Here is a 26,700-nt window from a genome sequence, read left to right as displayed (position 1 = left end):
ACGTGCCGTATCTCGGGTTGATTTACCTGGTGATCCTGGTGATCGCACTGATCGACATCATCAACACCGACGACGCTGCCGTGCGCGAGGCTGCCCAAATTCGCCTGGGTAATCCTGGTTGTGATGCTGCCGTTGATTGGTGCGCTGGTGTGGCTCGCGGTCGGACGTCCTGTGGGCGATGAACGACCGCGCCGGCGGCGGCATGCGGGTGCTGGTGCGGCCAACGAGTTCCCAGAGTACGACCACCCCGGCCGCTACGTTCCGCAAGACCCTGAGGCAGACCGGGAGTTCCTGCAGCAGTTGCGAGATCGCGCCGAGAAACAACGTCAGACCGCCCGCGAACAACAACGCGCCGCCGACCGCACTGACGACGGCGATCAGCCACCGACCACTTCATAGAGCCTGAAGTCGCGAGCAGGGCGAGGTACGCCGGTTAGGTTGGTGGGTATGACGTCGTGGTCGCAGATTCGGGGTTTGTCCTTCGGCACGATGGGCCGAACGGCCCGTGGCACCGTGTATTCCAGTGACGGGACAGCAAGCTCGGTGTGGTTCGCTCCGCCCACGTCGTGGCGGATGGAGAACGCTGACGGGTCACCCTCCTATATCGAGAGCGCCACCGATGAGTACGTGTTCGGTGAGGACGGCGTCGCCGTGCACACCGCGAAGCACCCGAACCGCCTTGTCGCAGTGACGGGCGTGTCTCCGACGGTGTTGTTCACCGCGTACCGCAGTTGGACCCCAATGGAGCTGACGGGACGGCCACCGCGGTTCGGTGAGCCGAAGCAATTAATCGAGGCCGAGGTTCGGGGCCGGCGGGGTTGGCAGGTGGAGTTCGACGATTCCTACGGCGGTCCCACCATCACGGTGGTGATCGACGCCGAGTTGGGGATCGCGCTCTCATGGAGGCAAGGCGAGCAGTGGATGCAGATGGAATCGCCGGTGCTCGACGAGGACTTCGACCCCGCCCTGTTCACCTGGGACGGACCAACAGTCGAGTTCGAGGAGTACCTCGAGTCACGGGAACAGCTCGAACACCAGCAGAAGATGCAGGAACTGATGGATATGCCGCCGACCCGCATCGGGTGGGTGCCGATGCAGGTCACCGCGTCACCAACAGAAGGTGACCCCCTGTCTGGTGCACTAGATGTCACCGTGACGGCGGATTCGCCCCAATTCGGTATCCGTCGCTGGCTGACCGAACTCGGTGAGCCCGAAGTGGGATTCTCGATGGAACTATTCTCGCCCCGAGCACGCACCACGATCGGGCCGTGGACAGTCGAATTACGCACCTATAACGCAATTTCCGCAGAAGACGCCGACCGAGTCCTTGCCGAGGTGGTGTTACCTGACCCGCCCGGCAACGTCGATGACATCCGGGACGCCGCCACGGCCCGCCAGGAAGCCGACGACGAGGCTGCGATCATCTCCGCGTTAGGGATCGGCCGCAACCTCGACGACTACCTGCACAGCCCCAACGGTGTGTCGCTGCTGGTGCGCACCGATTTCAGCGACGACGACCGCTGGCGCGAGCTCGCGCTGGCGGCGATGGCCCCTGTGGACAGCGGCATGGATGACGATTCCACCTTCGAGGCGAGGCTGACGTGTATCGACCACCGAGACAACGACGGTCTGACCGTCGAGGCCCTTGTCGAGCGGATCGGTGACGATCCGCCCTACTACGCGTTTATCGCTGACTCGATCTCAATGACCCATCCGGAGATGCCGATCCTGGTGGTCGATTGCGGCCGTCCTGATTTCGGCCACGAACCCGGCCGGACCTTCCGCGTCATCCCCGACCAGGTGCAGTCGGTCGAAAACAACCTGTCAATCTCGAATATGGGCTTTCGTGACTTCGCCGACGCCGTCGACGACGACGGGGTCTTTCGCGGCTTCCCGCCGCCGCGGCCGCATGTGGCGATTCTGCAGCGCGACGAACTCATCGCGCTCAGCGCTACCAATCGGTCGACCCCGGCGCTGGCCCGCTTCGCCGAGGAGCTGCCCCACGTCGACTATCCGTCCATGGTCGTCTACGAGACCGCCCGGACGAAGGTTCACGACTCTGCGGCGGCGCTGGGCGAGCCGCCCTCCACCGAGCTCCGTGTCGGAGTCGACGACTACCTGGCTGCGACCGCCCGTGACGGCCTGTGTCAGCACGGCCATGTGCAGATCCGTGGCGGGCACTGGAGTCTTGTGATCGACCCCGACACAGGGACACTCGAAGCCGCGATGCTCCGGCAATACCAACCACCTACACCGTCCTGAGCAACCCGCACAGTGCCAGCAGCCAGATCGCGACCCGCCCTGAACCGCTCGTGGAGAAGCCGTCAGTCCGCGGCCACACGCGGCGATACACTCGCGCGCATGGCGACTTCACGACAGCGGGCGGCGAGGGTCGCAGTCACCCTGCTTGCGGCGGGGGTGGTGACGCTCGGGCTCACCTCCTGCGGGCAAAGCACCGAGAACGGCGCCGACACCGCCGATCCGTTCGTGGACTACGAACGATCAGATTCGGTGGATTGGACGACGCAGATACCAGCGACGACACAACCCCCTGTCGTGTCGAGCCCGCCGATCACTGAAACAACACGACCTCCCAGCGCGCCCACCGCGGCACCAGCGGGCCTCATCTGCGGGTATGTGCCCGGGGCGGCCGGTGAACAACCCGTCATTGTGCTCAACGGACCGGTCGACTGCGCCACCGCAATGACAGTGAGCCAGAAGTACTTCGCCTCGATCGACCAAGCCCAGGGCCAGGGCCTGTTCCTCACCGTCGACGGCTGGGAGTGTCAGTGGTCGTACGTTGCTGGGCGTTCGCACGCAGACTCCTACAGCACCTGCACAGCCCCCGGTGGCGTTGCCGCAGTGAAGATCGGCGAATAACGTCCTGGGCCTCCCGTATCGCAGCGCGGCGACGACTCAACAGGCATATTGCGCCTTGTCCGGGTGTAGCCGTAGACTGCTAGACATCACGGCCAGCCTTCCGTCTCGCTTCGCGAGGGGGGAGGCTGGTTCTCTATATGTATGGCAGTCACGCCCTCCACGCCCTACTCGAAGCCGTTCAAGTCTGTCGACGAGCAACTCGACCTGCTCGCTAGCCGCGGACTGACTCTCGGAGATCGGGCAGAAGCTCGCGAACACCTACGTCGGGTCGGCTACTACCGGCTCAGTGGCTACTGGTACCCGTTGCGTGAGAGCATCAAAAAACCAGGCCAGCCGGCGGTCGTGACCGATCAGTTCGTCACCGGAGCAACGCTGGCCAATGTCATCGACATCTACCAGTTCGACCGAAAGCTCCGCTTGCTCACCCTCGATGCCATCGAGAAGATCGAAGTCAGCATCCGCTTTCACGTCGGCCACACCCTCGGCAGACACGGCGCATTCGCTCACGCCGATCCGTCTGTCCTGGATGCTGAGTTTGCCGGTGGCGCCGTGGTCCCGCCACCTGGTGTGAGTAACTGGCTCGACAGCGAGCATCGCAAATGGTTGGAGAACCGAACCCGCGAAACCACCCGTTCCAAGGCCGACTTCGTGACCCACTTCAAGAAGAAGTACGGCCTGCCGCTACCGGTGTGGGTGATCACCGAGTTACTCGACTTCGGGGGTCTGTCGATGCTCTACGGCGGGATGCTGCAGAAGGACAGAGACGCGATCGCCGCCCAGCTGGGCCTGTTCGACAGAGCCGGAGTAGGAAACAGTGGCGCACTGAAGGACTGGCTGAAAAACCTCAACTACGTGCGCAACGTATGTGCCCACCATGCCCGATTCTGGAATGCCAACGTCACCCAGCAAATGAGCCCAAGGCTGCTGTCGTCGGTTCCTGAACTCGCCCATATCACTGCTGGCCGACCGCTTTCGCGGCCCTATGCATCGCTGGCGGTGATCGCGGTCCTGGTCCGGCGGATCAACCCGAACGACGATTGGCCGCAACGACTCCGGCATCTGGTGCTCAGCGAATTGCCACCAGGGCGGCGGGCGGACGAACTGGGTTTCCCCGCGCACTGGGACACCGAGACCATCTGGTCGGTGCCTGCCCAGACCGGGCCCGCCCAGACCGCGGTGGCGCTACCGGCGCGGAGACGTTGGCTGCCGCGCCGGGTGCGGCGCCGCCGCAACTGAGGCTACCTGTGACCCTTCAGCGCGCAGGTGGGCGGTGTGGCGTAGCCGCCAGACGTGTACGCGGGTCCAGTGCGTCCCGCCGGCCGGTGTCGGGACCCCGGCCTGGTTGAGTCGGTCGGCGATAACGCGGTCACTGTCCCCGGCGGTGTGCCAGTCGGCGATGGTGCGGGCGATCGCGGCCGAGCACAGCGGTGGCCGCCCGACCGGGCGGCGGGTGATGGTTGTGGTCATGACCGCGGCTCCCTGTCGCCTCGGCCGAGGACGACTCGAACGGTGTGGAGCAGATCGGCCAGCACGAGTCGGGCGTGCTCGCGCTGGACAGGGTCAGGGCTCCACAGTGCGGTGCAGGTAGTCGACAGCAGTACCGCACCAGCGATCCCGATGGCGGCGGCGAGCAGGGCGGGGGGCAGGGTTGAAAAGTTCAGGGATGACACGAGGTCTGTCTCCTTGGGTAAGGGGACAGCGCAACGCTGTTGACGAGAAACCGGGGTTAGGCGGCCGTGTGCGCGATGCGAGGTCCCGCAAGGTAAGGGATGTGGAGAACCTTGCGGGAGGTGGGTCCGCGGACCACTCGTGGCTGGGTGGGTACCTGATGGCCTGGTGGTCGTTGGCGTGCTGATCGTTGCTGCAGCAGAGCCTTGATCGCCAGCGCGATTTCGATAGTTAGGAGTTGGGCGTAGTGCAGGATCGTCGCCTGGACGGCGGCGATCCCAGCGGACACAGCGTCCGGGACGACGTGCAGATTGAAGAAGGCCAGCAGGTCGAAGGAGAGGAATGCGCTCAGCGCGTCGCCGGCGGCGCGGCGTTGGTCGATGACCGAGGTCCAGAAGCGCTTTCGAGGATCAGTCGATGTCCGCGGGTTCCGTACAGGGCCAAACCCGCGGCCCATCGACGCAGCGATCATCTGGTGCGGTGTGGGAATCGACGGCGCCACCGATCTCATGACGGGCGAGAGGTCCGGGAAATCGACCAGTGACACGGTCGGAGCAGTACGAATGAGGGACGCGAACGGCCGCGGTGTGGCGATGCCGAAGTCGGGTAGTCGCGGCATCATCCGGCGGACGACCTCAGCGTTCCGCGCAACGACCCCCGTCATGGGGGTGCTGAGGCGGACCGTGGGCGTCATGCCTCACAGTCTAATGCAGTCGCTCAGGTGTTCGGTATTTCTTTCCGTCGCGGTGCGCGGCGGCATTCCTTCGCTCGGGGGGAACGTTTAGAACAGCTTGTACGTCGATCGGTTCACTGTGAAGCCGTGGCCAGTGTCGAAGTTACGGCAGGTGGTGCCGGCGTCTCTGTCGACGGTGCAGGTGTAGCCGGAGACGAAGATCGGCTGGTTGTAGGGGAGAACGCGAGACTTTACGTCGCTGATGAACTGGTACTGCGGGTCACCGCGTTGCCGAAGCTGCCCGTGCTCGCCGTTGAGAGAGTCGATGGTGTTGGCTGTCTGAAAGTCTGGATGTTGGTTGATGGTCGGGGCCGCAGAGGGGAGCTGGCCGTGGCATCCGGCCGAGGCCGCACCAGGCGTGCCGATGATCGCGCAGGCGAAGTAGCCAGTAGGGCTCTGGAAGTAAAAGCCACTCTGTCCGTCGACTTGGTCACTGGTCCGGTAGTAGTCGTTGTTGTCGACCCAGTTGGCCGCCACCGGCACCGAATCGTCCTGCGACAGGACCTGATCACCGCCGCGGTCACAGCGGTACATGTAGCCGGACATGGCCAGGTGCCCGTAACCACCGTCGCGTCCGCAGGACCAGCCTTCGATGTCCGGCGGCGCGGCTTCTCCCACTCCCGGGATCGCGCTGATGATGCGGACCGCTTGTGCGCAGTCGGCGTGGCCGCGGTTGATCACGATGCGCCGAGCCTCGGTCGATTCGCACACAGTCCCGGGACCTCGAACAGTGGCGTCGACAGCCGACGAGGGCGCCACCGACCCGTCGGTCACCGACGTTGGCGAGGACGACTCAGGCGACGAAGTCGCTTGCGTTGCTGTGGATTGGGTGGGAATCGCAACCTCTGCCGGCTGGTCGCCGCATCCCGCGACCGTGACGGCCAAGACCACGCTGACACCCAATGCGGCGAAGTAGCTCCGTCCGGTTCTGACTCGTCTCAGGCCCATAGACAGTGATCCCCTCATCAACCATGCCGTCTCATCGCGAACCGCCGTTACGCTAGCAAACTCGCACGTTCTTGACGTTCCACGATGGGTCCAGGTGAGTGAGCGAGGGTTAGTCGCCCAGACCAGAGTCGTAGCCCCTATCCCGGGCTGGGGGCAGGTCGGGAGCGTGGGGCACGGGCGAGTGGGGTGCTGCTGTGGGGGTTCCTTCGGGGTCTGGCGGGTTGAGGGCACCCCGGATGGCGACTTCGGCGTCGCGTCGGGCGGCGGGTAGTGCTCGGCGGCGGCCGCTTTCGGCTCGGGCGTGTTCGATCGCTACCGCGGTGGTGTCGCGGTCGTCGAGGGCTTTCTGTCGGAGTTCGCGGGCGCGGTTGTCGGCCTGCTCGGCGGCAGCCAGTTCGCTTGCAAGCGTGGCGGTGTCGGCGGCGCGGGCGGTCAGGTCGTCCCATTGGTGTTCGGGGGCGCCGACGTCGTGACGGGTCTGTTCGTGGGCGGCGGCGAGGTACTGGTGCTGACGCTCGGCCGCGGCGACCGCCTCGGCGAGCCGCTGGTGGTGTTGGTCGTACTCGGCGCGCGCCTTGCGTCCGCGTCCCGCGGGCGGCAGTGCCGCCAGTTCGGCGCGCGCCTCAGCGACACGGGCAGCGGCGTCAGCGAGAGCGCGTCCGGCGGTGCGGGCGGTGGCGATGCGGTCGACGGTCTCGGCGAGTTCGGCGCGGTCGGCGCGCACCCGCGGCGTCCGCTCGGGCGCTGGTCGGCTGGTTTTCAGGTCGTCGACGGCGAGGGTGTGGCGGCGGGTGAGGGTACGTAGGTGCGCGGTGAGCTGGTCGTCGCTCATGACGCGGAGCGGGTCCTCGTGGAGCCAGTCACGCAACTCGGCGTCGGCCGCCGGTTCGGCGACCACGGTGGCGGTGGCCTCAGGTGCGGGCTGCGTCGCCGACGGCGTGACCGCGTCGGGGGTAGCGACGGGCGCGGTGGCCGTGGTGGGCATGAGGTAGGTGTCGCGGTGGTGGTGGGCGGTGTGGGTGAGGGCGTGGACGTGGTTGAGGCGGTTGTCGATTCGGTAGATGCGGGTGGTGAGGTCGGCGCGGCGGGCGCGCAGGTCGGCGAGGTTGAGTTCGTCGAGTTCGCTGGCTTGCAGGCGCATGAGTTCGACGTCGGTGTCGGTGACGCGGACACCGCCGGATTCGGCGATCGCCGTCTCGAGGCGGGCGTTCGCGTCGTCGTAGACGGCGGCGAGGGCGTCGCGGTCGGCGGTCGCGGCGGTGATGCGCCAGTCCAGGGCGGTGGCATCGGCCTCGGCGCGTAGCGCGGCGAGGCCGGGTGCTTCCTCGTCGCTGAGGGGGTCGAGGTCGGTGGTGTCGGCGGCGCGGAGCTGGGCGGCGATGCGGCGCAGGGCGGCTGCCTGGTTGGTGAGGTCTTCGATGAGTTGTTCGGCCATCATCAGGTCGTGGTGATGCCCTGCGGTGTCGGCGGCCGCGGCGAACTGGTGGTCGGCAGCAGCGCGCAACGCCAAGACATGCGGGGCCATGGCCTGCTGGTGGGCACTGGTGCCGGCGTTAATCGCCTCGCGCAGCTGCGCCATGTCGGTGCCGAGTTCGGCGAGTTGGGCGGTGAGTTCGTAACGCAGCGCGATGCATTCGGCGAGGTCGGTCGGCGCGGCGAAGCGATCAGGTGCAACGACGTCAGCGGCGAACTCGTCGAAGTCCAGGTCCTCGTAGCGGTCGAGGTCGTCCGGGTCGAGGACGTCGACGCCAGTTTCCGGCGGCGGTTCGGTGGCGGTGAGCGCGGCGAGGTAGTCCTCGTCAACGCCGACGTTCTCGTCGAGGTCGTTGCCGGGCTGGCCGGTGAGTGTGTCGGCCCAGGGGTCGGCCAGTCCGGCGGCTTCGGCGGCTGCTTCGGCGGCGGCTTCGTCTTCGGGGGTGGGCGGTGCCAGCGGTAGTGGGGTGGTGTCGGTGGCGTGGCTGCTGTGGGTGACGAGCAGTTCGACTCGCCAGGTGAGGAGGCGGGCGTATTCATCGAGGCGGACGGTGTGGTCGTCGTCGGTGCCGCTGTGGAGCAGGGTGTCGGCGAGGTCGAGCAGCTCGTGGGGAGTCCACTGGGCGGGGTCGGCGGCGCTGACCGCGGCCACGAGTGCGGGCCAGGCGCGGTCGGTGAGGATCGCTTCGGCGGCCCGGTCCCCGACGATCCCGACGAGAGCGTCTGCCCAGTCGGGGCGCAGGCCGGTGTTGGTGGCTTCGGCCGCGGCGGGAGCCAACTCACCGGACAGCCGCCACCACAGGGCGGCGGCGGGCATTTCGGTGGGCAGCGGGTTGTCGGCGAGGGCGTCGCGGGCCAGAGCATCGACGTCGAGGCCGGCGCGGGCGGCCAGCGACAGGTGGTCGGCGAGTTCGGGCCAGTACGGGTCGGCGAGCAGGTGGGGGTCGAGGTCGCGGGCGAGGTCGGCGTAGCGGGCGGCCTCGGCGGTGGTGGTGACCAGGGCGTCGGCGCGCTCGGTCAGCGCGGCATGGCGCCGCGCCAGGGCGATGGAAGCTGGTCGCGGTCCGGCGGGACGCCGGTCGGTGTCGTCGACGCCGCGGGCGGCGCGGAACACGGCGAGTTCGGCGACGAGCTCGCCGCCGCGGTCGGCGTCAGCGAGGAGCAGTGGACGCGCCCACACGGGGGCGGTGGTGGCGTCCCAGGCGTAGGCGCGTTCGGTGACGGCGGCGGCGAGGTCGGTGACGAGGGCGCCGCGGCGGGTGAGGTAGGGCGTCCATTGGGGGTCGTCGAACCCGTCGGGGACCCGCGGCAGCCAGGGCAGGGGTCCGCCGCCTGCGGAGTGTTGCTGGGTGGGGTCCAGGCGCCAGTCGAGCACGGCGGCCGGGTCGGCGGCGGTGGCCAGTTCGCGGTGGGTGATCGCGGCCTGTAGCCGCGCGATCGGGTCGTCACCGGCCAGCGTCAGCGTGGCGAGGTGGGTGCGCAGGGTGGGCCAGGCTGCGCACGCGGTGAGCGTGCCTGCGGGGGTGCCGGTGTGGGTGCTGTAGAGGGTGTCGGCGTCGTGTTCGAGGTCGCGCAGCGCCTTGGCGCCGAGGGTGTGTTCGGCAGCCGAACCGAGGGCGTGGTCGTAGGCTGCGGCGGCCCGGGACAGACGTAGGAACGGGTCGACGGCGTCGCGTTGGGCGGTGGTCGCCGACTGTTGGGTGCCGTCGCGGCCGAGGATCGCGGCCAGGGTTTCCAGCCCGGTTTGGGGGTGGCGGGCTTTGGGGGTGGTGGCGTTGTGCGGGTCGGTTTCGGTGGTGGGCAGGTAGATGTGGTTGCCGTGGCGGCCGCGGGTCATCGCGACGTAGAGCAGCTGGCGGTCCAGGGCGTCGGAGCCGATGACGTGGCAGGTGTCGGCGGTCATGCCCTGGGCGGCGTGGATGGTGGAGGCGTAACCGAGGGTGGTGTTCTCGGCGACGTAGTCAGCGGGTAGCTGCACGTGCCGGTTGAGGTCAAGGTGCTGGGCGGTCAGGGTGCCGTCGGCGCCGATGTGGGTGACCCGCCACCGGTCGCCGTTGCGGACCCAGTCGGTGGCCGACAGGCGCAGATCCCGGCGGTTGCTGCGGGTACTGATGATGTCGCCGACGCTGGCGGCCAGGCCATCAGACAGGCGCAGCTCGGGGCCGCGGAGGTGGGGGTCGATGCCGGCGAGACGGTCGGCGCGGGCCCGTTCGTTGAGGGCGTTGACGGTGTCGCGGGTGGCGGCGAGCATGACGGTGTCACGGCCTGCGGCGCGGTCGCCCAACCAGGCCAGGTAGGCGTCATCGGCGGCCACGGCGTCGGACTCGACGTGGATGCGTGCGTGGTCGGCGTAGAAGCCGAGGGCGGCGGGGTCGCCGTCGCGCAGCGCCAACGACGCCGAACCCTCGGCGGCGTCGGAGAAGCGGACCACCTGGCTCAGGGTCAGAGCGCCGGTTTCGTGGGCGACGTCGCGCAGCACACCGCCGGCCGAGATGGAGGCGAGTTGCTGGTCGTCGCCGACTAGCCGCACACTGCCACCGCGGGCGGCCACGCACTGGATCACCGCATCGAGGTCGGCGGTCGAGGCCATCCCGGCCTCGTCGACGACGACGAGGGTGTCGGGTCCGATGCTGGTGAACCAGTCCGGTTCCTTGGGTGCGTGATAGGCGGGATCGGCCAGTTTCTCCTGGGCCGCGGTCACCTTCGCAGCGAGTTCGGGGTTGCCCTCTGTGCGCGAGGGCGGTGTTGCGGCTAGGGCGCGGTCGCGGCTGGCTTGGGCGAGTTGGACGAGCTTGGCGGCGGTGTCGGTGGTGGTGTCGAGTTCTTCGCGCAGCACCGCCGCCGCGGCGGCGGTGGGGGCCAGTCCGATGAGGGTTCCGCCGCTGTCGGTCCACGCCCGGGCGAGGGTGCGCATGGCGGTGGTCTTACCGGTACCGGCGGGCGCCAGCACCAGTTGCACGCGGCGTCCGGAGGTGGCCAGTTCGCGCACCATGGCGGCTTGGCCGGCGTTGAGTTCGCGGCCGTTGGCGGCTTGCTCGAGCAATGCGATGTCGACGGTGGTCTCGTCGAGGCGGCGGCCGTCGGTGCGTTTGGCGGCGGCCACGATGCGGTGTTCGGCGGCGAGGATCTCGGTGCTGGTGTGTAGGGCGACGTCGTGGCGCACGAACACTGATTCGCCGTTCGCGCGACGCAACACGTCGGGTTCGTTGAGGTCGCCGTCGAGGGCGTCAGACGACACCGCGACGCTGGTGTCAGCGGCCAGGGCGGTGTCGACGATGCGCTCGATGGCGGCGGCGAGTTCGTCGGTGTCGGTGATGCCGGCGAAGTCGCGGGCACGCAGTTGGCGTTCGGCTTCGGCGCGCAGATGCGGACGCTGCCAGCGGGCGCGGGTGGCCGAGATGTTCTCGATGCACGCATCGGCGAGGTCGGTGCACAGCTCGTCGGTGAACTCCGGATACTCACGGGTGCGGGGGCGTGGATGGGTGGCCTCGTGCACGAGGTCGCTGATCGCCCGATCCCCGCCGAGGATGCGCCGCGCATCGGCCCGCCACGCCTGGCGTTGCTCGGCATAGGAACGGGGTTCGTGTTTGGCTTCGCGGGTGTCCAGGGTGGCTTGCTGGGCCAGATCGAAGGCCTCACCGGTGGTGGGTTCGCGGCCGTGATCGGCGAGGAACTGCTTCGACAGTTCACCGATGCGGTCTTCGATCGCCGCGCGCCGCGACGACCACTGCGTCATCAGTTCGGTGGACACACCGTCGATTTCACGGACCGGTCGTTTCCGTGCATCGGTCTGTTGTCGTTCGCTGAACGAGACCCCGAGATCGCGCTGGAGGTAGAGCTCGATGCGCGAGTTGTACACCTCCGACGCGGACACGGTGGCCTTGAACAACGGGGTGCCGTCCAGGGCCATCCACCGGGTGATCCCGGCGGCGTCACGCACCCGCACCTTGTTGGAGATGGCGACGTGGGTGTGTAGGTCCGGGTCCCCGGCGCGGGAGTCGCGGTGGGTGAACGCCGCGGCGATCAGACCGTCGGTGTCGACCTGGGCGATGCCGTCGGTTCCCAACCGCGACAGGCACGCTTCGCGCTCGATGAACGCCAGTGCATCGGCGACCGCCTGACGGTGGGCGGCCTCGATCTTCTCGGCCATCGGCAGCGGCGCGACAGCCCACAACGCCGACACCGATTTCACCGGACTGAACGTCATGTCGTAGCCGGCCACCGCCGACTGACGGCGGCGGCTTTCCTGCGCGATGAACCCTGAGAGCTCGCGCGAATCCCGCGGCGGGCGCCGGTAGGTTTTCGTGAATCGCTCGCGGCCCAACTCGGTGCGCAACGCCGCCCGGGTGTCGTCGTCGATGACCGCATCCCACCGCTCGCCGCGGGCGAGGTTGTGGTCGCGGAACACCACCGCGAGTTCCTGTAGGAACTCCGGGAACTCGTTGTAGACGGCGTAGGCGTTGCCCAGTTTCGTCGCCGCCAACGCCTCGACCGTTCGGCAGTCCGAGGACGCCACGGCGTGCTGTTCGATCGCGGTGGCGTTAGGGTGGCGGCCCTCGCCAAACAAGGCCTTCATCTGCGCCGCCGACACCATCGACCCGGCCTCGACGGTGCGCTTGTCGACCAGCTGCTCGGACACTTCCAGCCCGGCCCCGACATCGCTCAATCCGCCCAGCCCGGACCCGATCCACTGGCCCGGGGAATCGCCTTTGGCGCTGTAGTAGTCGGCCAGCGTCACCCGCCCCTTGTCGGTGGCATCCATCGCCGCAACGGATTTGGTCAGGTACTCATAGCCGTCGCCGGCGGTGAGCTTGTGGATGGTTGCGGTCACGGCCGAATCACCGTCGGAACGGGCGCAACTCGTTGGTCCGGATCACCGCATGGACGCTCGCGCGGTGCGCCCGGACCAGCTCGGCAATGACTCCACTGGCGACCTCGCCGCCGCCCTCGATCCGCTCGGCCAGTGTCCCGAGAAGTTCCGCGGTGGCGGTGGGGGAGGCCAGCACCTGGGCCACCGCATCCTGAGCGGTGACCCCGGCCGTCGCGGGCCGGTCGTGGCGGCGGACCCACGCTGCGCGGCGGCACTCATCCGAGCACCACCGCCGCGGCCGACCGCGCCGTGGTGCGCCGTCTCCGGGCAGCACGCCACCGCAGTGATCGCACGCCCCGGCACCGGCCATGGCTGCATTCTGGCACATTAATTTCGTCGGACGAATCCAGAATGCAAGAGGTGTGTGGGAGTTGAAGAGGTTCGGGGTCACGGGGTGAGGTGTGGCGCGGAGGCTGTGCGGGGGTGTTGGTGCAGGTGAGAAGGCTGAGGGGTGGAAGCGAGAACGCGGAAACGGTGGCGAAGCTGGGGGGAGTGAGGGTGAAAAGTGCACCGAGAGCGGGCGTGTGGCGGTGGCGAGGGGGCGTTGGCCGGCGTTATCGTGGCTGGTATGCCGTCGAACAATTCAAAACTCACTGCCAGTCAGGCGCGCGCTGCTGCGCGCAAACGAACCCTCGGGGCGTTAGAGACGCGTCGAGCCGAGGAACGCGCGAAACTCGAACGCAGACTCCAAGCCGAGTTGCGGGTGATGGAAGCCAACGAGGCCAACATCGCCGAGTTCCTGCAAGCCGACTCCGAACTTGCCGCTGCCGAAGCAGAACTGCGAGTGATCACCGAGCGGTCAGCGAAGGCGAAAGCCACCGCGCTCGCCGCGATCGCCGAGCGAGTAGGAAGTGTTAGTGGCGCGGCCGATCTCGTGGAGATCAGTGCCGCGAAAGCCAAGACGCTGCTGCGCGAGGCGGGCCTGTCCGTCGCGACGAAGAAGGCCACCTCGAGCCAGGAGCAGACACCGAATCCTGTCGCGCCGGATGCGGCTACCGATGAGACCCGCACCGAGCCCTCTGATCCCGCGGTGATGTCGGCCTAGGGCTCTAGGGTTCGGCCATGAGTGTCGACCCTGACCACGATCAACTCGGCCTGTTCGCGGTGCCGGCCACCCACCTGGCGGTCGGCACCGCGACACCGTCGCCGGGAGTGGTCACCGACCCGACGCTGATGCCCGATGCTCGCGCCGAGCAACACTTCTGGCAGCACGTCGTACTCACACCCCGTGGTTGCTGGTACTGGATCGGCGCGATCAGCTCCCCCGACGGGTACGGCCGATTCACCTTCCGCCGCAACAACCACCAACGAGCGATCAGCGCGCACCGTTTCGCACTGCTGCTAGTGCATCCCGACCTCGGCGCCGACGCCGCCGACATCGGCGAGCACTACTGCAACGAACCGCTGTGCGTGCGCGTCGATTCCGCACACGTGCGCATCGGCACCCAGACCAACAACCTCACCTACGCCGTCGGCCTCGGACGCCACCGCGGATCACGACCAACCACCGCCATCGACCGCGCCGCGCGCTCGATCATGCTGCGCACGTACCTACGCGACGGCGGCGACCCGGACCACGCACATCGGCTGTTCCAACCCGTACCGTTTACGCCCGCCGACCAGCTCGGCCTATTCTGATCCGACAAGCCGCCTTGTGTTAGTCCGCTTCAGTGCAGAATTCGCATCATGGTTGATCGCAGAGCCTCTGACGAGCTCTACGTTCTCGACCTGTGCGACGAGATCCTCGGGGTTCCTGAAATCCGTCAGGCACGGTTCGATTGGCTGCGCGGCGACCCCTCGCCTCGACTACCCCCGTGGAGCAATGCTCCCGGTCGACGGGTTCTGGCGTGAACGGAACCTCGCCGTCGAGTTCCAGGAGGAACAGCACTCGCAGCCGTCGCCGTTCTTCGACCGCCGGCACACCGTATCCAAGGTCCGCCGCGAGCAGCGCCGACTCTACGACGAACGCAAACGCACGCTGATCCCTGAGCATGGGGCTGCGACTGGTGGTGATCGAGAAGTCCGTGTTCGCCGTGAAGTCGCGGCGGATCGTCCGCGACCGGACACGGGATCTCGAGAGTGTCCGTCAGCACCTCGACGAGTTCTGCGCCACTCGCTAGTTCGGGCTACTGCGGATCATCCCTACTTGCGGCTTCGTTGAAACTGCCACACCACGTGATCGAGGTCGGTGGGCGGGATGCCCATCTGCCGGGCGGTGGCCGTCAGGATCTCGAGGGCGAACGGTGAGGTGAAACTACGGCTGGGAATCATCGAGGTGACAGCGACGAATCGGCAACGCGAAGCGACATCGCGTGACCCGAACCCCGCTGCGGTCGAGAGTGGCCGAATATAGCGGGCGGGTGGGTGCCCTATTCGGACAACCCGCGGGGTCCTTCTCGGCACACTTCGCACAGTGGCGGACAAGTGAGGCGGCCCGCGGCATAATCGCGCCGGTTCCGCCAAGTACCAGTCGACTCATCGACGCGAGCCGGAGATGCCTCGTACCACGGGTCATGTACGTGGGGTGCGAGTCTGTTGAACCCCTCCTGATCGACCTGCATGCGGTCACCCAGGATTATGTACACGAACCGCGCGGCGAGGTCTCCCAGCGCGAACTGGTCGGTTGCGAGGCCATCGGCGATTGCCGTTCTTACACTGTCAAGGTCGACCTCTAGGTAGTGAGCTTCTTTGAAGAACTCGGTGAGATGGCCACATGTGTCATGTGCGGTGTCGCGCTGACGAAGATGCCTGATGAACTCGTCGCGCACCGAGGGCAGCATGTCCGCGTAGACGTCTCGGAGCCACGGTCGCGATGCGGTATCGCCGCGGTTTGCGTACCGCAGCACGGTCATTCGAATGCCCAGATCATGGGCGGTACCCAGAGCAGCCGTGAGCTTTGCTGAGTCATACGTAGGCGGAAAGAGAGACAGGAGACGTTGGCCGATCCAGGTGGTTACGACGTCCGAGAAGCTGAAGAACACTCCGCCTTCGAGGCCGCTTACTATCGGCAGCAGGGTTGTGAGTAGGCGGAGGGCGACGTCGTCACGGGCATCCTCGGGTGCTCGAGACCAGATCCTGTCGAAGCAGTGCGTCGCTTTGTCGAAAGCCAGCTGCCCGAGTGCTGAGTCTTCAGCGCGTAGCAGCTCGGAAAGCCGCTCCGGAGAGCCGACGACTGCCGCACTCACCGCGGCCGACACGTCCGCGTCCGCGATGTCGAAGTCCTCGAGAATCCCCATCGCGAAGTACCGACCGAAGTAGGCGGATGCGGCGATGCGTGGTCGTACGACCATGGCTCCACCGTGATGCCTCAGTTTCGGAAACAGGATGTGGAGGATGTCTCGAGCTTGCGACTGCTCGGTCTCGGTCAGATTCGTGAGTAAGTCGGACGCGTCCCATCGCGTCGTGGTCTCCCCTTCGACAAAGCCGGTTGAGGTTCCGCTTATGAGTTGAGCTTGGTAGAGCGGCAACGCATCGTAGACGGAGGGAAAGGCGACCCTTAACAGGGTCAGGACCATGACGTCTTCGTCGTCAACCTCACCTCTCGTGTGAAGTCCGAGGTCGTAGTTGAGCAGTGCAATATAGCGGCCTATCGCGCGGGGTGTCGTCAGCAACGTTTGCATGATGGGTCGTGCTTCGGTGACCCTCCGCAGCGACCCCGGCGTGGGTGCCTCACTCCGGTGGGCGCGGACGACCTCGTGCATGCGTGTCTGAAGCTCGCGCGTCAGTTGGGCCTCGAGGAGGGGAGGCACGAGGAGCGGGTACTGCACAATTTTCTCGATATACCGTCGACCTTCTGCTGCATCACGGACCGCATTTGCCGACCAAAGCGAGTGTGCGAGGGCTTCCTGATCGTAGGCAAGCAAGTACTGAACACCCGGAAACCGACCGAGTAGTCGGATCACCTTGAGTACGCATAGCAGTTCGTCACCCTGGAGTCGGTCAATGTCATCGACGATGACCAGGATCGGTGCTCCGTTGGACTTCAATGCAGTCACTGATTTGTCGAATACGACGTCCCACGGCTCCCCCTTGACTAGGGCGTCAGCACCTAGGGTCGCGGCGCCGGCCAAAGCCTCGCCAACGTATGGAATGAGCTTTCCGGCGGGCGCCGCGACGCGCAGGAGCCCAGCGAACTTTTCCTGTACGTCTTTGCGTCGGTCTGGCGGAAGCACTGATGCAATTGAAGAGTAGAAGTCACCCAGGACGCCGGTGACGTCGTGAGTCGCCCACGGGGTGAAGCGAACGATGTTGTAGCCCAGATCTTTATGCTCTGGCTCAAACGTCAGCGCCTCGGCAATCATGTTCATCAGCGACGTCTTTCCTGACCCCCACTGTCCGGTTAACCCGAACACGGTGCTGTCGTCCCATGAGTGCGACGACGCGATCAAGCGCGCAGCACGCTCTGCGTATCCGCGCCGCCCAAACCTGTCTTTCGCGCGCGTCTTGACGTCCGAGTCGGCCCAGTCGTTCATGCCACGAACCCTAACGCCTCCCACATCGAGCACGTGCGTGCGAGCCATGGTCACGTGAGCCAGGCTGCATAGAGACTGGGGCGGCGCGTCGAAAGTGGGAGTATCAGATTAACGGTGTAAGTGGCGTTGAATCGCCCCGGGTTTGCTGGAGGCTCGGTTAGTTGGTTCCAGCGTTTGCGGGGACCGGGTTCTCACGGTAGCTGGTGACGGTGTGGGTCGACCAGTAGGCGCTCTCGTACTCGACGGGTGGGACGTGTCCGATCTCGCCGTGCAGGCGGCGGTGGTTGAACCATTCGACGTACTCAGCGACGGCGATCTCGACCTCGCCCACACCTGCCCAGCCGCCTCGCGGGCGCATCACGGGGTTACGGATGCATTCGGCTTTGAACAGCGAGTTGAACGCCTCAGCCATCGCGTTGTCGTATGAATCCCCTTTGGAGCCAACAGATGTCACCGCTTCGGCTTCGGCCAGTCGTTCGGTGTAGCGGATGGCTCGGTATTGCACTCCGCGGTCGGAGTGGTGGATCAGCCCGGCCACGTCGTGGCTGGCACGCGACCGTGCCCACAATCCCATGTTCAGGGCGTCGAGGGCGAGGTCGGTGTGCATGGTGGTCGAGACCTGCCAGCCGACGACCATCCGCGAGAACACGTCCAGGACGAACGCCGCGTACACCCAGCCCGAGTGGGTGCGGATGTAGGTCAGGTCCGCCACCCACAACGCGTTCGGTGCCGCCGCGGTGAACTGACGGTTGACCCGGTCAGCCGGCCGGGGTGTTTCAGCTCCCTCGCTGCGCGTGGTCTTGCGTGTCTTGAGTCTCGCTATCCCTTGCAGCCCATCGGCTTTCATCAATCGCTCGACGGTGCAGCGGGCAACACTATGGCCCTGTCTGCGCAATTGGGCATGCACCTTGCGGGCACCGTAGACGCCGAGGTTGTCGGCATGCACCGCGCGGACCTGGGTAAGGAGCTCCCGGTCACGCACCACACGAGGCGCCTCGGTCTTCTGGGGGCTCAGGTGGGCTCGTACCGTGGACGGAGCGATCTGGGCGGACGTATCGCGCAATGCCGCACAGATCGGATCGACTCCGTGTTCATCGCGGTGAGCCGCGACGAACTCCACGATCAGCGCTGTGGGCGGTCGATCTCCGCCGCAAAGAAAGCCGAAGCCTGCTTCAAGATCGTGTTCGCTCGCCGCAGTTCACGGTTCTCCCGCTCCAACGCCGCGATGCGGTCAGCGTCCTCACTCGTGGTGCCCGGGCGGACCCCGCCGTCGATCTCGGCCTGACGAACCCAATTGCGCAACGCCTCGGGATGGACTCCGAGCTGATCGGCGATCCGCTTGATCGCACCTCTCGACGAATCGGGATCTTGTCGCGCTTCACATGCCATCCGGGTGGCCCGGTCCTTGAGTTCCTCACTGTACTTGCGTGGTGCTGCCATGCTCTCCATCCTTCACAGGTTCGAGAGCCTCCGACAGACCCGGGGCGGTTCACGTTTTCGGTTAGTTGTCTTCGCTGGCCGGCATGCGGTCGGCGAAGGTGATGGCGAATGCGTTGAGTGCTGGTTTCCACCGCATTGTCCATCGTTTCTGTCCGGTGCCGGTCGGATCGAGCGACCGGGTCACCAGGTACAGGCACTTTAGCGCCGACTGCTCGTTCGGGAAATGCCCACGAGCCCGCACTGCGCGCCGGTAGCGGGCGTTGAGTGACTCGATCGCATTCGTCGAGCAGATCACCTTACGGACCTCGATGTCGTAGTCGAGGAACGGTATGAATTCTTGCCATGCGTTGCGCCACAACCGGATAGCTGCCGGGTACCGGTGCCCCCACTCGGCGTCGAACGCATCCAGCGCCTCGGCCGCGGCTGCAGCGGTGGGGGCGGTGTAGATCGGTTTGATCGCCTTGGCGATAGCATCGCGGTGCTGGCGGCCGGCATAGCGGAATGTGCCCCGGATCAGATGGATGACACACGTCTGCACCACCGTGTCGGGAAAGACCGCCCCGACCGATTGCGGCAGGCCTTTTAGCCCGTCGCAGACGAGGAAGAAGATGTCGGCTACACCCCGGTTCTTCAGCTCGGTAAGCACCGCCAGCCAGTGCTTTGCCGACTCACCATCGCCTTCACCTGCCCACATCCCGAGCACGTCACGATGCCCGGCCAGATCCACCCCGATCGCGGCGTAGATCGGCCGGGGCCCTACCTGCCCATCGCGGATTTTGACATGGATGGCGTCGATGAACACCGCGGCGTAGACGCGTTCGAGCGGACGGGCATGCCAGGTGGCCATCTCTTCGAGCACCCGGTCGGTGATCCGGCTGATCGTGTCTTTGGAGACCGCAGCACCGTAGATGTCGGCGAAATGGGCGCTGATTTCACCGGTGGTGAGCCCACGGGCATACAGCGACAACACCACCTCATCCACATCAGTCAAGCGGCGTTGGCGCTTCTTCACGATCTGCGGCTCGAAGGTGCCCGCCCGATCCCGCGGGACATCGATCTCGACCTGCCCACACGCATCAGTCAGCACGGTCTTCGACCGAGACCCGTTGCGCGAGTTGCCACTCCCGCGACCACGCTGGTCGTGCTTGTCGTAACCGAGATGCTCAGACATCTCTTCATCGAGCGCCGTCTCGAGCACCGTTTTGGTCATCGCTTTGAGCAACCCATCCGGACCGGTCAGGCGGACCCCGGCCTCCCGGGCCTGGCGGACCAGCTCGCGGGCTACCTCGAGTTCATCGACGCTGCGGTCCGCAGGCACCTCGACGATCCCGTCATCGTGTTCATCAGATGGCTCCACAGCCACCAGAGTGTCGGTCATGATGCGACCTTCCTGCCCCCGACACACCGAGGGCGGTAAGGCCACTTACACCGTTCTCACGACAGTCCCTCGAAAGTCAGTCGAACAGCGACATCTGTTGTTCGGCGGCGGCGGCGTCGGTGCGGTCGATGTAGGTCTGCGCCCAGTCCTTGACCACGGCGACGGGTTCGTCGAGGGCGGTAGCGACCTGGTCCCAGGTGAGGTTGTCGACGTGGCGCAGGGTGTAGGCGTCGGCGTGGAGCTTGGCGAGGTCGGCGGCCGGGTATCGGATGTCGGTGGGCATGGCGGTGTTCCTTTCGATGTCTTAGTTCGGGCGTAGGGCGGACAGGCGGGTGCGGTGTTCGCGCAGGGCGATGCCGTGCGCGCACATGTACTCCCACAGTTCGGCTTCGGGGAGGTGGTCGGCGGCGTGGGTGATGCCGTCTCCGGCGGCGCGGTAGCGGCGGCGGTAGGCATCGGCGACGACCATCGCCGCGTAGTGGCGTGCCTGGATGCCGTCGGCGCCGGCGGACGTCGCCGCGACGAGTGCACGGGTGAGGTGCTCGGCGCCGAGGGTGGCGGCGCGTCCTTGGCGGCGTAGTTCGTGGGCGACGGTGGTGGCGTCGTGTGCGCGGCTGGCCCCGTCGGCGATGAGGTCGGCGATGATGGTGAACAGTTCGCCGTGGGCGGGCACGTAGAAGTCCTTGGCGTGGACCAGGCCGACGATGTCAGCGAGGTCGTCGTGGTGGGCTGGTGTGGCCCACAGCAGCGCCGAGAGGAACAGGACCTCGGCGTGGCCGGTGTCGCTGGCCCACCCGTGGCCGTCGGCGAGCGCCGCATCGTCGTGGGCGGCGGCGCTCGCCGACGGGTCGGGTGGGGTCTCGGCGGGCATGGGTCAGATCACCTGGCGGCGTCGTTCGGTGTCGCCGCGGCCGTCGTAGTCGTAGCCGAGGAAGTGGCCGTACTCCCGGCGGGCCCGCTCGGCCAGTTCGAGGGCCTGATCGAGCAGGTGGGGAAGCACATCGATGTCGGCGAGGCGGGTGGACACCTCCGTGAGCGGGAGGCGGGTGAGGTCACCGTCTTTGTAGACGGCGATGACGATCGGGTGGACGGGCGTCCATCGCGGGTTGCTCGACGCGAAGGAGCCGGCGCCGCTGTCGGTGAGTGCCTGCCAGTCGTTGTCGATCATCACCACGGCGTCGCGCGTGCGGGTGTAGGCGAGGTGCCCGCTGCGCCGCGGGCCGAAGGTGGTGCGGGTGAACACCAACCCTGTGGCGGCCGTGATGTCGGCGAGAGCGGCGTCGAGAGTGTCGCTCATCGGGGACGCCGTTCGGCGTTGGCGCGCAGGGCGGCGAGCATCGCAGTGTCGTCCTGGGCGGCGAGCGCGGCCTCGTCGGCGGCTCCAACCATGCATCCAGGGGTGTGCGGGTTGCTGAAGTGCTCTCCGCACATGCGGCAGCAGTCCGGGCCGATGTCGGCAACGGTGACCTGAAGTCCCGCCTCGGTGACGGTGACGGCGTGAATGTGGCCGGCGGGGACGTCGATGGTGATGACGAGATCGTCGTCGACGTTAGCCAGAGTGGCCTGCACCTGGGGTGCGGAGGTGTCGGCGGGATCCGCTGCGGCGGGGGTGGCCCACAGCGAGGCGTTGTCGGCGGCGATCGCGAGGCCACCGAAGGTCCACGGGCCGGTGTAGTTGGTGGTGGCGCGGGTGGTGGATGGACGGCTCATCCTGGGTCTCCTTGGTCGGCGTCGCGGGGTTGGGTGTCGTCGACGGCAAGTGCGACACCCGGTTGCGGGGGCTGGCGGGTCAGGCGGCGGTGGCGAGCGCCTTCACTCGGTCGGGGCGGAATCCGCTCCATGACTGCTGGCCGTCGTCGATCACCACGACCGGGGCCTGCTGGTAACCCAGGCTCATCACGTATTCGCGGGCGTCGTCGTCGGCGCTGATATCGACCACCTGATAGGCCAAACCCTGCTTGTCCAACGCTTTGTAAGTGGCGTGGCACTGGACGCAAGCGGGCTTTGTGTACACGGTGATTGTCATTTCCTTAAACCTTTCCCTCATAGGCTGTTTGCTTTCTTCTATTCTATACCTAAAGGACTGTATCTGCAAGGGTTGCAACGTATTTCACGGATCAGGTGATTGTACTTCGACCTGCTGTTAGGGGTCATTCGAATACCCACACACTCCTCTCGTCGAGGATTCTTATAATTCATTCGGAAAGCACTACAGAAAGCGCGACGAAATACGCGAGGGAATGAACGGGTGGTTGTGGGACTATGCCGGTAGGCAAGAGGGCTGCGGCCCTCGTAGGGCGGGCATCAGCGCCGCCGGATGTAGTGGAGCCGGCGTCAGCGGATGGTGGCGATGAGCGCGCTGGGGGTGGTGTGCAGGGCGCGGGCTATCCGGGTGAGTGTGACCACGGTCGGCGCGCGCTCGCCCGCCTCGATGCCGCGCAGGAAGGTCCGGCTGGTGCCGACGGTACGCGCCAGGGCTTGCTGGCTGATCTTGAGTTCGGTGCGGCGGGCGACGATCGCCGCACCGACGGCGGCCATGACGGCGGTCTCGTCAACGCTGACGGCGGACGGGTCGCTCGACATGGATTCGGGCCTCTCGGGGGCGGTCGGTGATCGTGTGGTGTTGAGCTTGCCAGAGCCGGGGAGGGCGAGTGCGTGCCGTACCCGGCAGACAGGCCGGGCACGGCACCATCGGTGGAGTCGGTCATCGGCCGAGCGTTTCAGCGGCGACGTCGTAGCCTCCCCACAGTGACCGGCCCGGCACTGCTCGCCACCCGTGCGGTCCGCGGCGGGTGATCATCGGATAGCCCTGGGGACGGTCGGCGCCGTGCAGTTCGGCGACGGTGGTTTCCCAGTTGATGCGGGTGCGGCGCTTGGGGCCGTCGTCGTAGGGCGCCGAGGGCACGATCGGGTCGTCGCGCCATCCGGGGAAGCAGTGGTCCAGACCCAGCAGCGCCGCGTCGGTGTCGTCGTCGACGACCTCGGAGTGCCAGCCGCATCCTCGGCAGAAGCTGCGCGAGACCAGATCACCCACGCACAGGCAGCCGCGGTGCGAGGTCCGGTTGCATCGAAGGTCGGTTTGCAAGGTGATCGGGATGCACGCACTGGTCGGCTCCCGACTGCTCGCGTATTCACCGATCGCGACGTGCCAGCCGTGCGAGTCGCGCAGGCAGGCAAGGTGAGGCCACGCCTGGCTCCACTGCGTCATCGCGTGTTGGTAGTCGGCAATCGCGGTGCACCGCAACGTATACAGCCTGGGCACGCCGGTCGTGCGTTCGGCGGTCTCGCGTTCATCGCGGGCCGCTTCGGCGAACATATCGAGCTGCTGGCCGGGCGAGGGCACCGCGATCGCTGTCGTCGGGAGGGTGGTTGTGGTCATGACTTGACTGTACCCCATAGGGTGCATATTGTGAACCCTATGGGGTACACGCTTCCGGAGGGCGTATCGCCGGAAGTCGCACGGTCGCATCAGCATTCAGCAGAGGGGCAACGCATGTCGTGGAGCTACAGCAACATCGCCGCCAGTCCGAGCGCGCGTGAGATCATCCGCGCCACCAGCGTGCTCCAGACCGGCCACGCCGAGTTGGTACCCATCGAGCACGTGCACTCCATGGTCGATCTGACCTGGTCGAGGTGGGCACTCGGTCTCGCCGAAATCCTCACCACCGGTATCGGGGTCGTCCTGGCGGATGACGAGAACCGGGAATGCCTGTTCCTGACCCGCACGCCGATCTACGCCGCCGACTAACCACCTGAGACCTCGACGAGGGGAGCTGTGCCATGGCACGCCGCCACACACCATCCGATCACGACGACATCGACCTGCTCGACCTGCTCGACCTGCTCGACGGCACCGCAGAGCGCATCGAAGAGCAGCGCCGCCTCGAGACCGAAGTCGCCACCCTGCGCCAGCTGTGGGAACAACGCCGCGCCGGGCGACCCGACGGCCTGCCCGTCCCGCTAGGGGAGGACTGGTGTGGACGCTGCGGGGAGAACACCTTCGACTACGGGCTGGTCATCAATCACGACCTGGGGTACCTCGGCTGTCCGGTCGAGGTCGACCCCACCTGGTCGAAGTACCAGTGTGTCGGATTCCGTGGCGCCGTGGGCTACCCGTCAGCAACGCTCACCGTCGAAGACCTCTGCGACCGCTGGGACCGGCAGTTCTTCCCCGACTGCGTATGCGGACACCCCTGGGGAGTACACACCCAGTCCGCCCACCCGACCTGGAGCTTCTCCTGCGACACCTTCTGCGGCTGCCCGATCTATCGAGAAGAGTAGAGTCGGCCCCTCGCTGGTGGGACACGTGAACTACTTGTCACCACACCCAACTCGGCCCGCGCGGATGGTTCGATGCCAGGGGCACAGTCACGATGAGGAAGTTCATGGTGACGGTGGGGAAACAGGGCCAGCTACTAGTGCCTGCGCAGCGCGCTCCTGCACTATCACCCACGTAGCACTGCCAACTGCCAGCAGGACTGCCAGGATCGAGAAGAGTCCGGCCGAGCCTTTCAGCAGAGCGAGACCTGGACCGGCGCAGCATAACCCGAGTGCCATGATGCGATCCATGTGGTGTCCAGCGGGACCGACACGGCGGTACTGCTTGGCGCCCGCCCCTCGGAATCGCAAGTTCTGTTCACCGCCCATTTGAGCCTCCAACTCAGCGACTCGATCGAGTTTGAAAAGGAACAGATTTCGATGATGCTGGGAGTACAACAGCCACAGCGACATCACGAATGCGACGATGAACGCTCCGAAATCGATCATTTCGTCTGTAGGTGCCGACGCAAGCAGGCCCAGAAAGACGAATGCCCCTGCGATCAGCAGAGAACCTGACTGCCACCGATAGGAGTCGTACGCCAGGTAGGCGGCGGTCGCCGCTTCGTACTCGGCCACGATGTATTCGGGGGGTCGGCCGGGTTGACCAGAAGTCATTACATCTACCCCTCTCGCCCAGCGGGCTCCTTTAGCTCGCTGCGGTCAGTATCTAGCTGGACGTCGCGCGGCGCCATACGGGTCTCTCTCGCTACGCGCGGGGCCCGCCGGAACGGGTCGGTCTGTAGGTTCCGTCACGGTTCAACCCGCATGCATCGGATCGCCCGTACCGCCCCGTGTTACAACTCAGGTCCGTAATTGCGCGAGGGCTCTGCATTTGACGACTGCGGCCCGCTGGATGTCTCGGGTGCGGGTGTACGGGGCGCCGTGCGTGGGACGCGGGTGTCGCTGAGTAGTTCTGCGATCGAGCGTGTTCTCTCCGACGTCCAAACACCGTGGTCGGGGTTCCACCGGCCGTGCCCCGTTGCGCGTGTCAGGACCGGTTCGATGAGGCTGTTGGCAGCCGTGAGCGCGGCGTCGGGCTGGTGCAGGTTCGCCGGCAAACCGCTGTGGACGGCGTGCTGAGGGTAGTCACGTTCCCAGGTCGGGTTGGGCAGGACCAACGGCACCGGGATCGTCAGACCGCGGCGGTGTTCTTGGTGGCGGATCGCGGTGTGGAGCTGATCGGCGTCGAATGACTGGGTGCGGGCGAGGATGACGAGGTCGACCAGATCGTGGGCGCGGGTCGAGGGAGTGTCGCCGTGGGGGCCGTGTAGCTCGTAGAGCGCGGCGACCTTGTCGGCGACCGCTTCGGCGGCAGCTTGCATCCGGATCACGGGCATGGGGTCAAGTTCGTCGAGCGCGAGCACTGGGTGAGGGCTCAACATCTCGGGCGGTAGCAGCATCTCCCGGTGGGTGGCGATGTCGAGTTTGGCGTTGGAGAACCGTTGTCCGGCAATGTTGTAGTGGATACGTCCGGCGAACAAGCCTGGGCTACGGGTCGCGGTGATCCTGACGTCGAACTCGCCGAAGTCGCCGGGGCCGGGTTGGGCGGCCTGGCGCAGCGATCGCTGCATGTGTTCGGCGTCGAGGCGGGTGGCCAGGTCGGCGTCGGCGGTCGGGCGGGCTTGGGTCGGTGCCCGGAAGTGCAGGGCGGTGCCGCCGGTGAGAATCCATTGGTCGGCGTCGGGGGAGCGGAACAGCCGGGCCAGGAACAACTGGAGGGTGACGGTTTGGGCGAGCTCGTCGCGGCTGAACCTGTTCGTGCGAGCCTCAGCGGACAGGCGGGCTCTCAGTCCGGCGCGGAAGGCCTCTTCGGACGCATACGGCATCAGCCGACCAGCACCGGTTCGGCCGGCATCTGGGCCTGATCGAGCAGCGAGGCGAACAGCTCGGCGCCCGAGGCGTAGTTCCAGCGCGGCGCGGCCCGGTCACACACTGCGATCAGTTCGTCGGCGCCGACGAGTGACTCGCTCAGGCAGGTGTGCAGCGCGGTCCCGATGTGCCCGCCGTCGCCGTGGGTGAACAGCAGGTCAGCCACGGTACGGGCGGGTGTGGTCACCGGCAGTCCGTCAACGAGGTCCCAGTCGCGGCCGCGGTCACCGATCGGCCGGCGCCAGGTGCGCACCGAGGGATCGCGAACGTTGATCCGGTGGGGGCTGCTCAGCTCGAGCCCGGATGCGGTGATCGTACCCAGCCGCAGCACTTGGGCGGCAGCGGCGTGACTCACCACACTGTCGGGGTGGGCGCGGCGGTCCTCGATGTCGGCGGCGGGGTGTAGCGCCAGCCACTGTGCCGCCCAGTCACCGAGAGTCGTCCAGGCCGAGGACTCGGGGAGCTCGTAGACGCCGTGATGCACCCGGACGATGGACTCGCGCTCGGCGAGTCGGGCGAGTACGTAGGGAGCGACGCCGAGGTGGCGGGCCTGGGCGGTGGTGAACAGGCCGAACTGGCGATCCGCCAGGTCGCGGATCGCGCCCCACCGGCCAGCGTCGATCATGCAGCAATAATAGCAATCGGGGCG

General features: G+C 66.6%; 27 protein-coding genes, 1 pseudogene and 1 other annotated feature. Of the genes and pseudogenes, 10 read left to right on the top strand and 18 right to left on the bottom strand.

Features of this window, described 5'->3' with window-relative positions; translation table 11 throughout:
• Positions 1-2: 2 nt before the first annotated feature.
• The 4 genes and pseudogenes from GR168_RS23560 (at position 3) to GR168_RS23545 (ending at position 4,116) form a co-directional block, all read left to right on the top strand.
• Positions 3-399: pseudogene (locus GR168_RS23560) on the top strand (PLD nuclease N-terminal domain-containing protein).
• Positions 400-447: 48 nt separating this feature from the next.
• Positions 448-2,262, top strand: a complete 1,815-nt coding sequence (locus GR168_RS23555) for a hypothetical protein (protein ID WP_159372081.1) — start codon at positions 448-450, stop codon at positions 2,260-2,262.
• A gap of 159 nt (positions 2,263-2,421) precedes the next feature.
• On the top strand, positions 2,422-2,880 hold the full coding sequence (locus GR168_RS24100) for a hypothetical protein (RefSeq protein ID WP_238995126.1): 459 nt from the start codon (positions 2,422-2,424) through the stop codon (positions 2,878-2,880).
• Positions 2,881-3,021: 141 nt separating this feature from the next.
• Complete coding sequence (locus GR168_RS23545; protein WP_159372080.1) at positions 3,022-4,116, top strand: Abi family protein; 1,095 nt, start codon at positions 3,022-3,024, stop codon at positions 4,114-4,116.
• 490 nt (positions 4,117-4,606) lie between these two features.
• Here the strand turns inward: GR168_RS23545 and GR168_RS23535 are convergent, their stop codons facing one another.
• The 4 genes from GR168_RS23535 to GR168_RS23520 all read right to left on the bottom strand — a co-directional run bounded on the left by GR168_RS23535 (position 4,607) and on the right by GR168_RS23520 (position 12,882).
• On the bottom strand, positions 4,607-5,242 hold the full coding sequence (locus tag GR168_RS23535; protein ID WP_159372078.1) for a hypothetical protein: 636 nt from the start codon (positions 5,240-5,242) through the stop codon (positions 4,607-4,609).
• 87 nt (positions 5,243-5,329) lie between these two features.
• Positions 5,330-5,992 carry a hypothetical protein gene (locus GR168_RS23530; protein WP_159372077.1) on the bottom strand — a complete coding sequence of 221 codons (663 nt, stop codon included), beginning with the start codon at positions 5,990-5,992 and terminating at the stop codon, positions 5,330-5,332.
• A gap of 346 nt (positions 5,993-6,338) precedes the next feature.
• On the bottom strand, positions 6,339-12,533 hold the full coding sequence (gene mobF, locus GR168_RS23525; protein WP_238995125.1) for a MobF family relaxase: 6,195 nt from the start codon (positions 12,531-12,533) through the stop codon (positions 6,339-6,341).
• A gap of 7 nt (positions 12,534-12,540) precedes the next feature.
• On the bottom strand, positions 12,541-12,882 hold the full coding sequence (locus tag GR168_RS23520) for a hypothetical protein (protein ID WP_238995124.1): 342 nt from the start codon (positions 12,880-12,882) through the stop codon (positions 12,541-12,543).
• A 258-nt stretch (positions 12,883-13,140) separates the two neighbouring features.
• On the opposite strand from GR168_RS23520, the gene GR168_RS23515 reads away from it, so the two are divergent.
• The 4 genes from GR168_RS23515 (at position 13,141) to GR168_RS24190 (ending at position 14,692) form a co-directional block, all read left to right on the top strand.
• Complete coding sequence (locus tag GR168_RS23515; RefSeq protein ID WP_159372075.1) at positions 13,141-13,617, top strand: hypothetical protein; 477 nt, start codon at positions 13,141-13,143, stop codon at positions 13,615-13,617.
• Positions 13,618-13,634: 17 nt separating this feature from the next.
• On the top strand, positions 13,635-14,210 hold the full coding sequence (locus GR168_RS23510) for a hypothetical protein (protein ID WP_159372074.1): 576 nt from the start codon (positions 13,635-13,637) through the stop codon (positions 14,208-14,210).
• 48 nt (positions 14,211-14,258) lie between these two features.
• Entirely contained in the window at positions 14,259-14,423 is a 165-nt protein-coding gene (locus GR168_RS24095; protein WP_238995123.1) for a hypothetical protein, read from the top strand.
• 140 nt (positions 14,424-14,563) lie between these two features.
• On the top strand, positions 14,564-14,692 hold the full coding sequence (locus GR168_RS24190; protein WP_275406240.1) for a hypothetical protein: 129 nt from the start codon (positions 14,564-14,566) through the stop codon (positions 14,690-14,692).
• Positions 14,693-14,714: 22 nt separating this feature from the next.
• Here the strand turns inward: GR168_RS24190 and GR168_RS24185 are convergent, their stop codons facing one another.
• The 11 genes from GR168_RS24185 to GR168_RS23455 form a co-directional block, all read right to left on the bottom strand.
• Positions 14,715-14,843: a hypothetical protein gene (locus GR168_RS24185; RefSeq protein WP_275406239.1), complete on the bottom strand. Its 129-nt coding sequence runs from the start codon at positions 14,841-14,843 to the stop codon at positions 14,715-14,717.
• Between the two features lie 98 nt (positions 14,844-14,941).
• A complete protein-coding gene (locus GR168_RS23500; protein WP_159372073.1) occupies positions 14,942-17,044 on the bottom strand; it encodes a P-loop NTPase fold protein in 2,103 nt (700 codons plus the stop codon).
• 157 nt (positions 17,045-17,201) lie between these two features.
• A protein-coding gene (locus tag GR168_RS23495) for an IS3 family transposase (protein ID WP_238995122.1) occupies positions 17,202-18,484 on the bottom strand; the annotation gives its coding sequence in 2 pieces (ribosomal slippage) (positions 17,202-18,196 and positions 18,196-18,484; 1,284 coding nt in all).
• Positions 18,078-18,206, bottom strand: a sequence feature (AL1L pseudoknot). Its footprint overlaps the gene before it by 129 nt.
• 61 nt (positions 18,485-18,545) lie before the next feature.
• Entirely contained in the window at positions 18,546-19,862 is a 1,317-nt protein-coding gene (locus tag GR168_RS23490) for an IS256 family transposase (protein WP_238995121.1), read from the bottom strand.
• A gap of 76 nt (positions 19,863-19,938) precedes the next feature.
• Complete coding sequence (locus GR168_RS23485; protein ID WP_159372072.1) at positions 19,939-20,145, bottom strand: hypothetical protein; 207 nt, start codon at positions 20,143-20,145, stop codon at positions 19,939-19,941.
• Between the two features lie 21 nt (positions 20,146-20,166).
• Positions 20,167-20,733: a DnaB-like helicase N-terminal domain-containing protein gene (locus GR168_RS23480; protein WP_159372071.1), complete on the bottom strand. Its 567-nt coding sequence runs from the start codon at positions 20,731-20,733 to the stop codon at positions 20,167-20,169.
• Between the two features lie 3 nt (positions 20,734-20,736).
• Complete coding sequence (locus GR168_RS23475; RefSeq protein ID WP_159372070.1) at positions 20,737-21,159, bottom strand: hypothetical protein; 423 nt, start codon at positions 21,157-21,159, stop codon at positions 20,737-20,739.
• Positions 21,156-21,572 (bottom strand): hypothetical protein, encoded by a 417-nt coding sequence (locus GR168_RS23470; protein ID WP_159372069.1) that lies wholly within the window; start codon positions 21,570-21,572, stop codon positions 21,156-21,158. Before GR168_RS23470 ends, GR168_RS23475 begins: the two co-directional genes overlap by 4 nt.
• A 79-nt stretch (positions 21,573-21,651) precedes the next feature.
• Complete coding sequence (nrdH, locus tag GR168_RS23465) at positions 21,652-21,888, bottom strand: glutaredoxin-like protein NrdH (RefSeq protein WP_159372068.1); 237 nt, start codon at positions 21,886-21,888, stop codon at positions 21,652-21,654.
• A gap of 308 nt (positions 21,889-22,196) precedes the next feature.
• On the bottom strand, positions 22,197-22,445 hold the full coding sequence (locus tag GR168_RS23460) for a helix-turn-helix transcriptional regulator (RefSeq protein WP_159372067.1): 249 nt from the start codon (positions 22,443-22,445) through the stop codon (positions 22,197-22,199).
• Between the two features lie 121 nt (positions 22,446-22,566).
• On the bottom strand, positions 22,567-23,241 hold the full coding sequence (locus GR168_RS23455) for a DUF6349 family protein (protein WP_159372066.1): 675 nt from the start codon (positions 23,239-23,241) through the stop codon (positions 22,567-22,569).
• 114 nt (positions 23,242-23,355) lie between these two features.
• Between GR168_RS23455 and GR168_RS23450 the strand changes: the two genes are divergently transcribed.
• Complete coding sequence (locus GR168_RS23450; RefSeq protein WP_159372065.1) at positions 23,356-23,610, top strand: hypothetical protein; 255 nt, start codon at positions 23,356-23,358, stop codon at positions 23,608-23,610.
• Between the two features lie 32 nt (positions 23,611-23,642).
• Positions 23,643-24,143, top strand: coding sequence for a hypothetical protein (locus GR168_RS23445; protein WP_159372064.1), 501 nt, complete (start codon positions 23,643-23,645; stop codon positions 24,141-24,143).
• Positions 24,144-24,245: 102 nt separating this feature from the next.
• On the opposite strand, the gene GR168_RS23440 is transcribed toward GR168_RS23445, so the two are convergent.
• The 3 genes from GR168_RS23440 to GR168_RS23430 form a co-directional block, all read right to left on the bottom strand.
• On the bottom strand, positions 24,246-24,758 hold the full coding sequence (locus GR168_RS23440; protein WP_159372063.1) for a hypothetical protein: 513 nt from the start codon (positions 24,756-24,758) through the stop codon (positions 24,246-24,248).
• A 218-nt stretch (positions 24,759-24,976) separates the two neighbouring features.
• Positions 24,977-26,008, bottom strand: coding sequence for a nucleotidyl transferase AbiEii/AbiGii toxin family protein (locus GR168_RS23435; protein WP_159372062.1), 1,032 nt, complete (start codon positions 26,006-26,008; stop codon positions 24,977-24,979).
• Positions 26,008-26,676 (bottom strand): type IV toxin-antitoxin system AbiEi family antitoxin domain-containing protein, encoded by a 669-nt coding sequence (locus GR168_RS23430; RefSeq protein ID WP_203235962.1) that lies wholly within the window; start codon positions 26,674-26,676, stop codon positions 26,008-26,010. Before GR168_RS23430 ends, GR168_RS23435 begins: the two co-directional genes overlap by 1 nt.
• Between the last annotated feature and the right edge of the window lie 24 nt (positions 26,677-26,700).

The organism is Gordonia sp. JH63, assembly GCF_009856645.1.
Taxonomy (GTDB): Bacteria; Actinomycetota; Actinomycetes; order Mycobacteriales; family Mycobacteriaceae; genus Gordonia; species Gordonia hongkongensis.
Note: the sequence above shows the minus strand (reverse complement) of the source record. Positions and strands in the feature narration are given on the sequence as shown.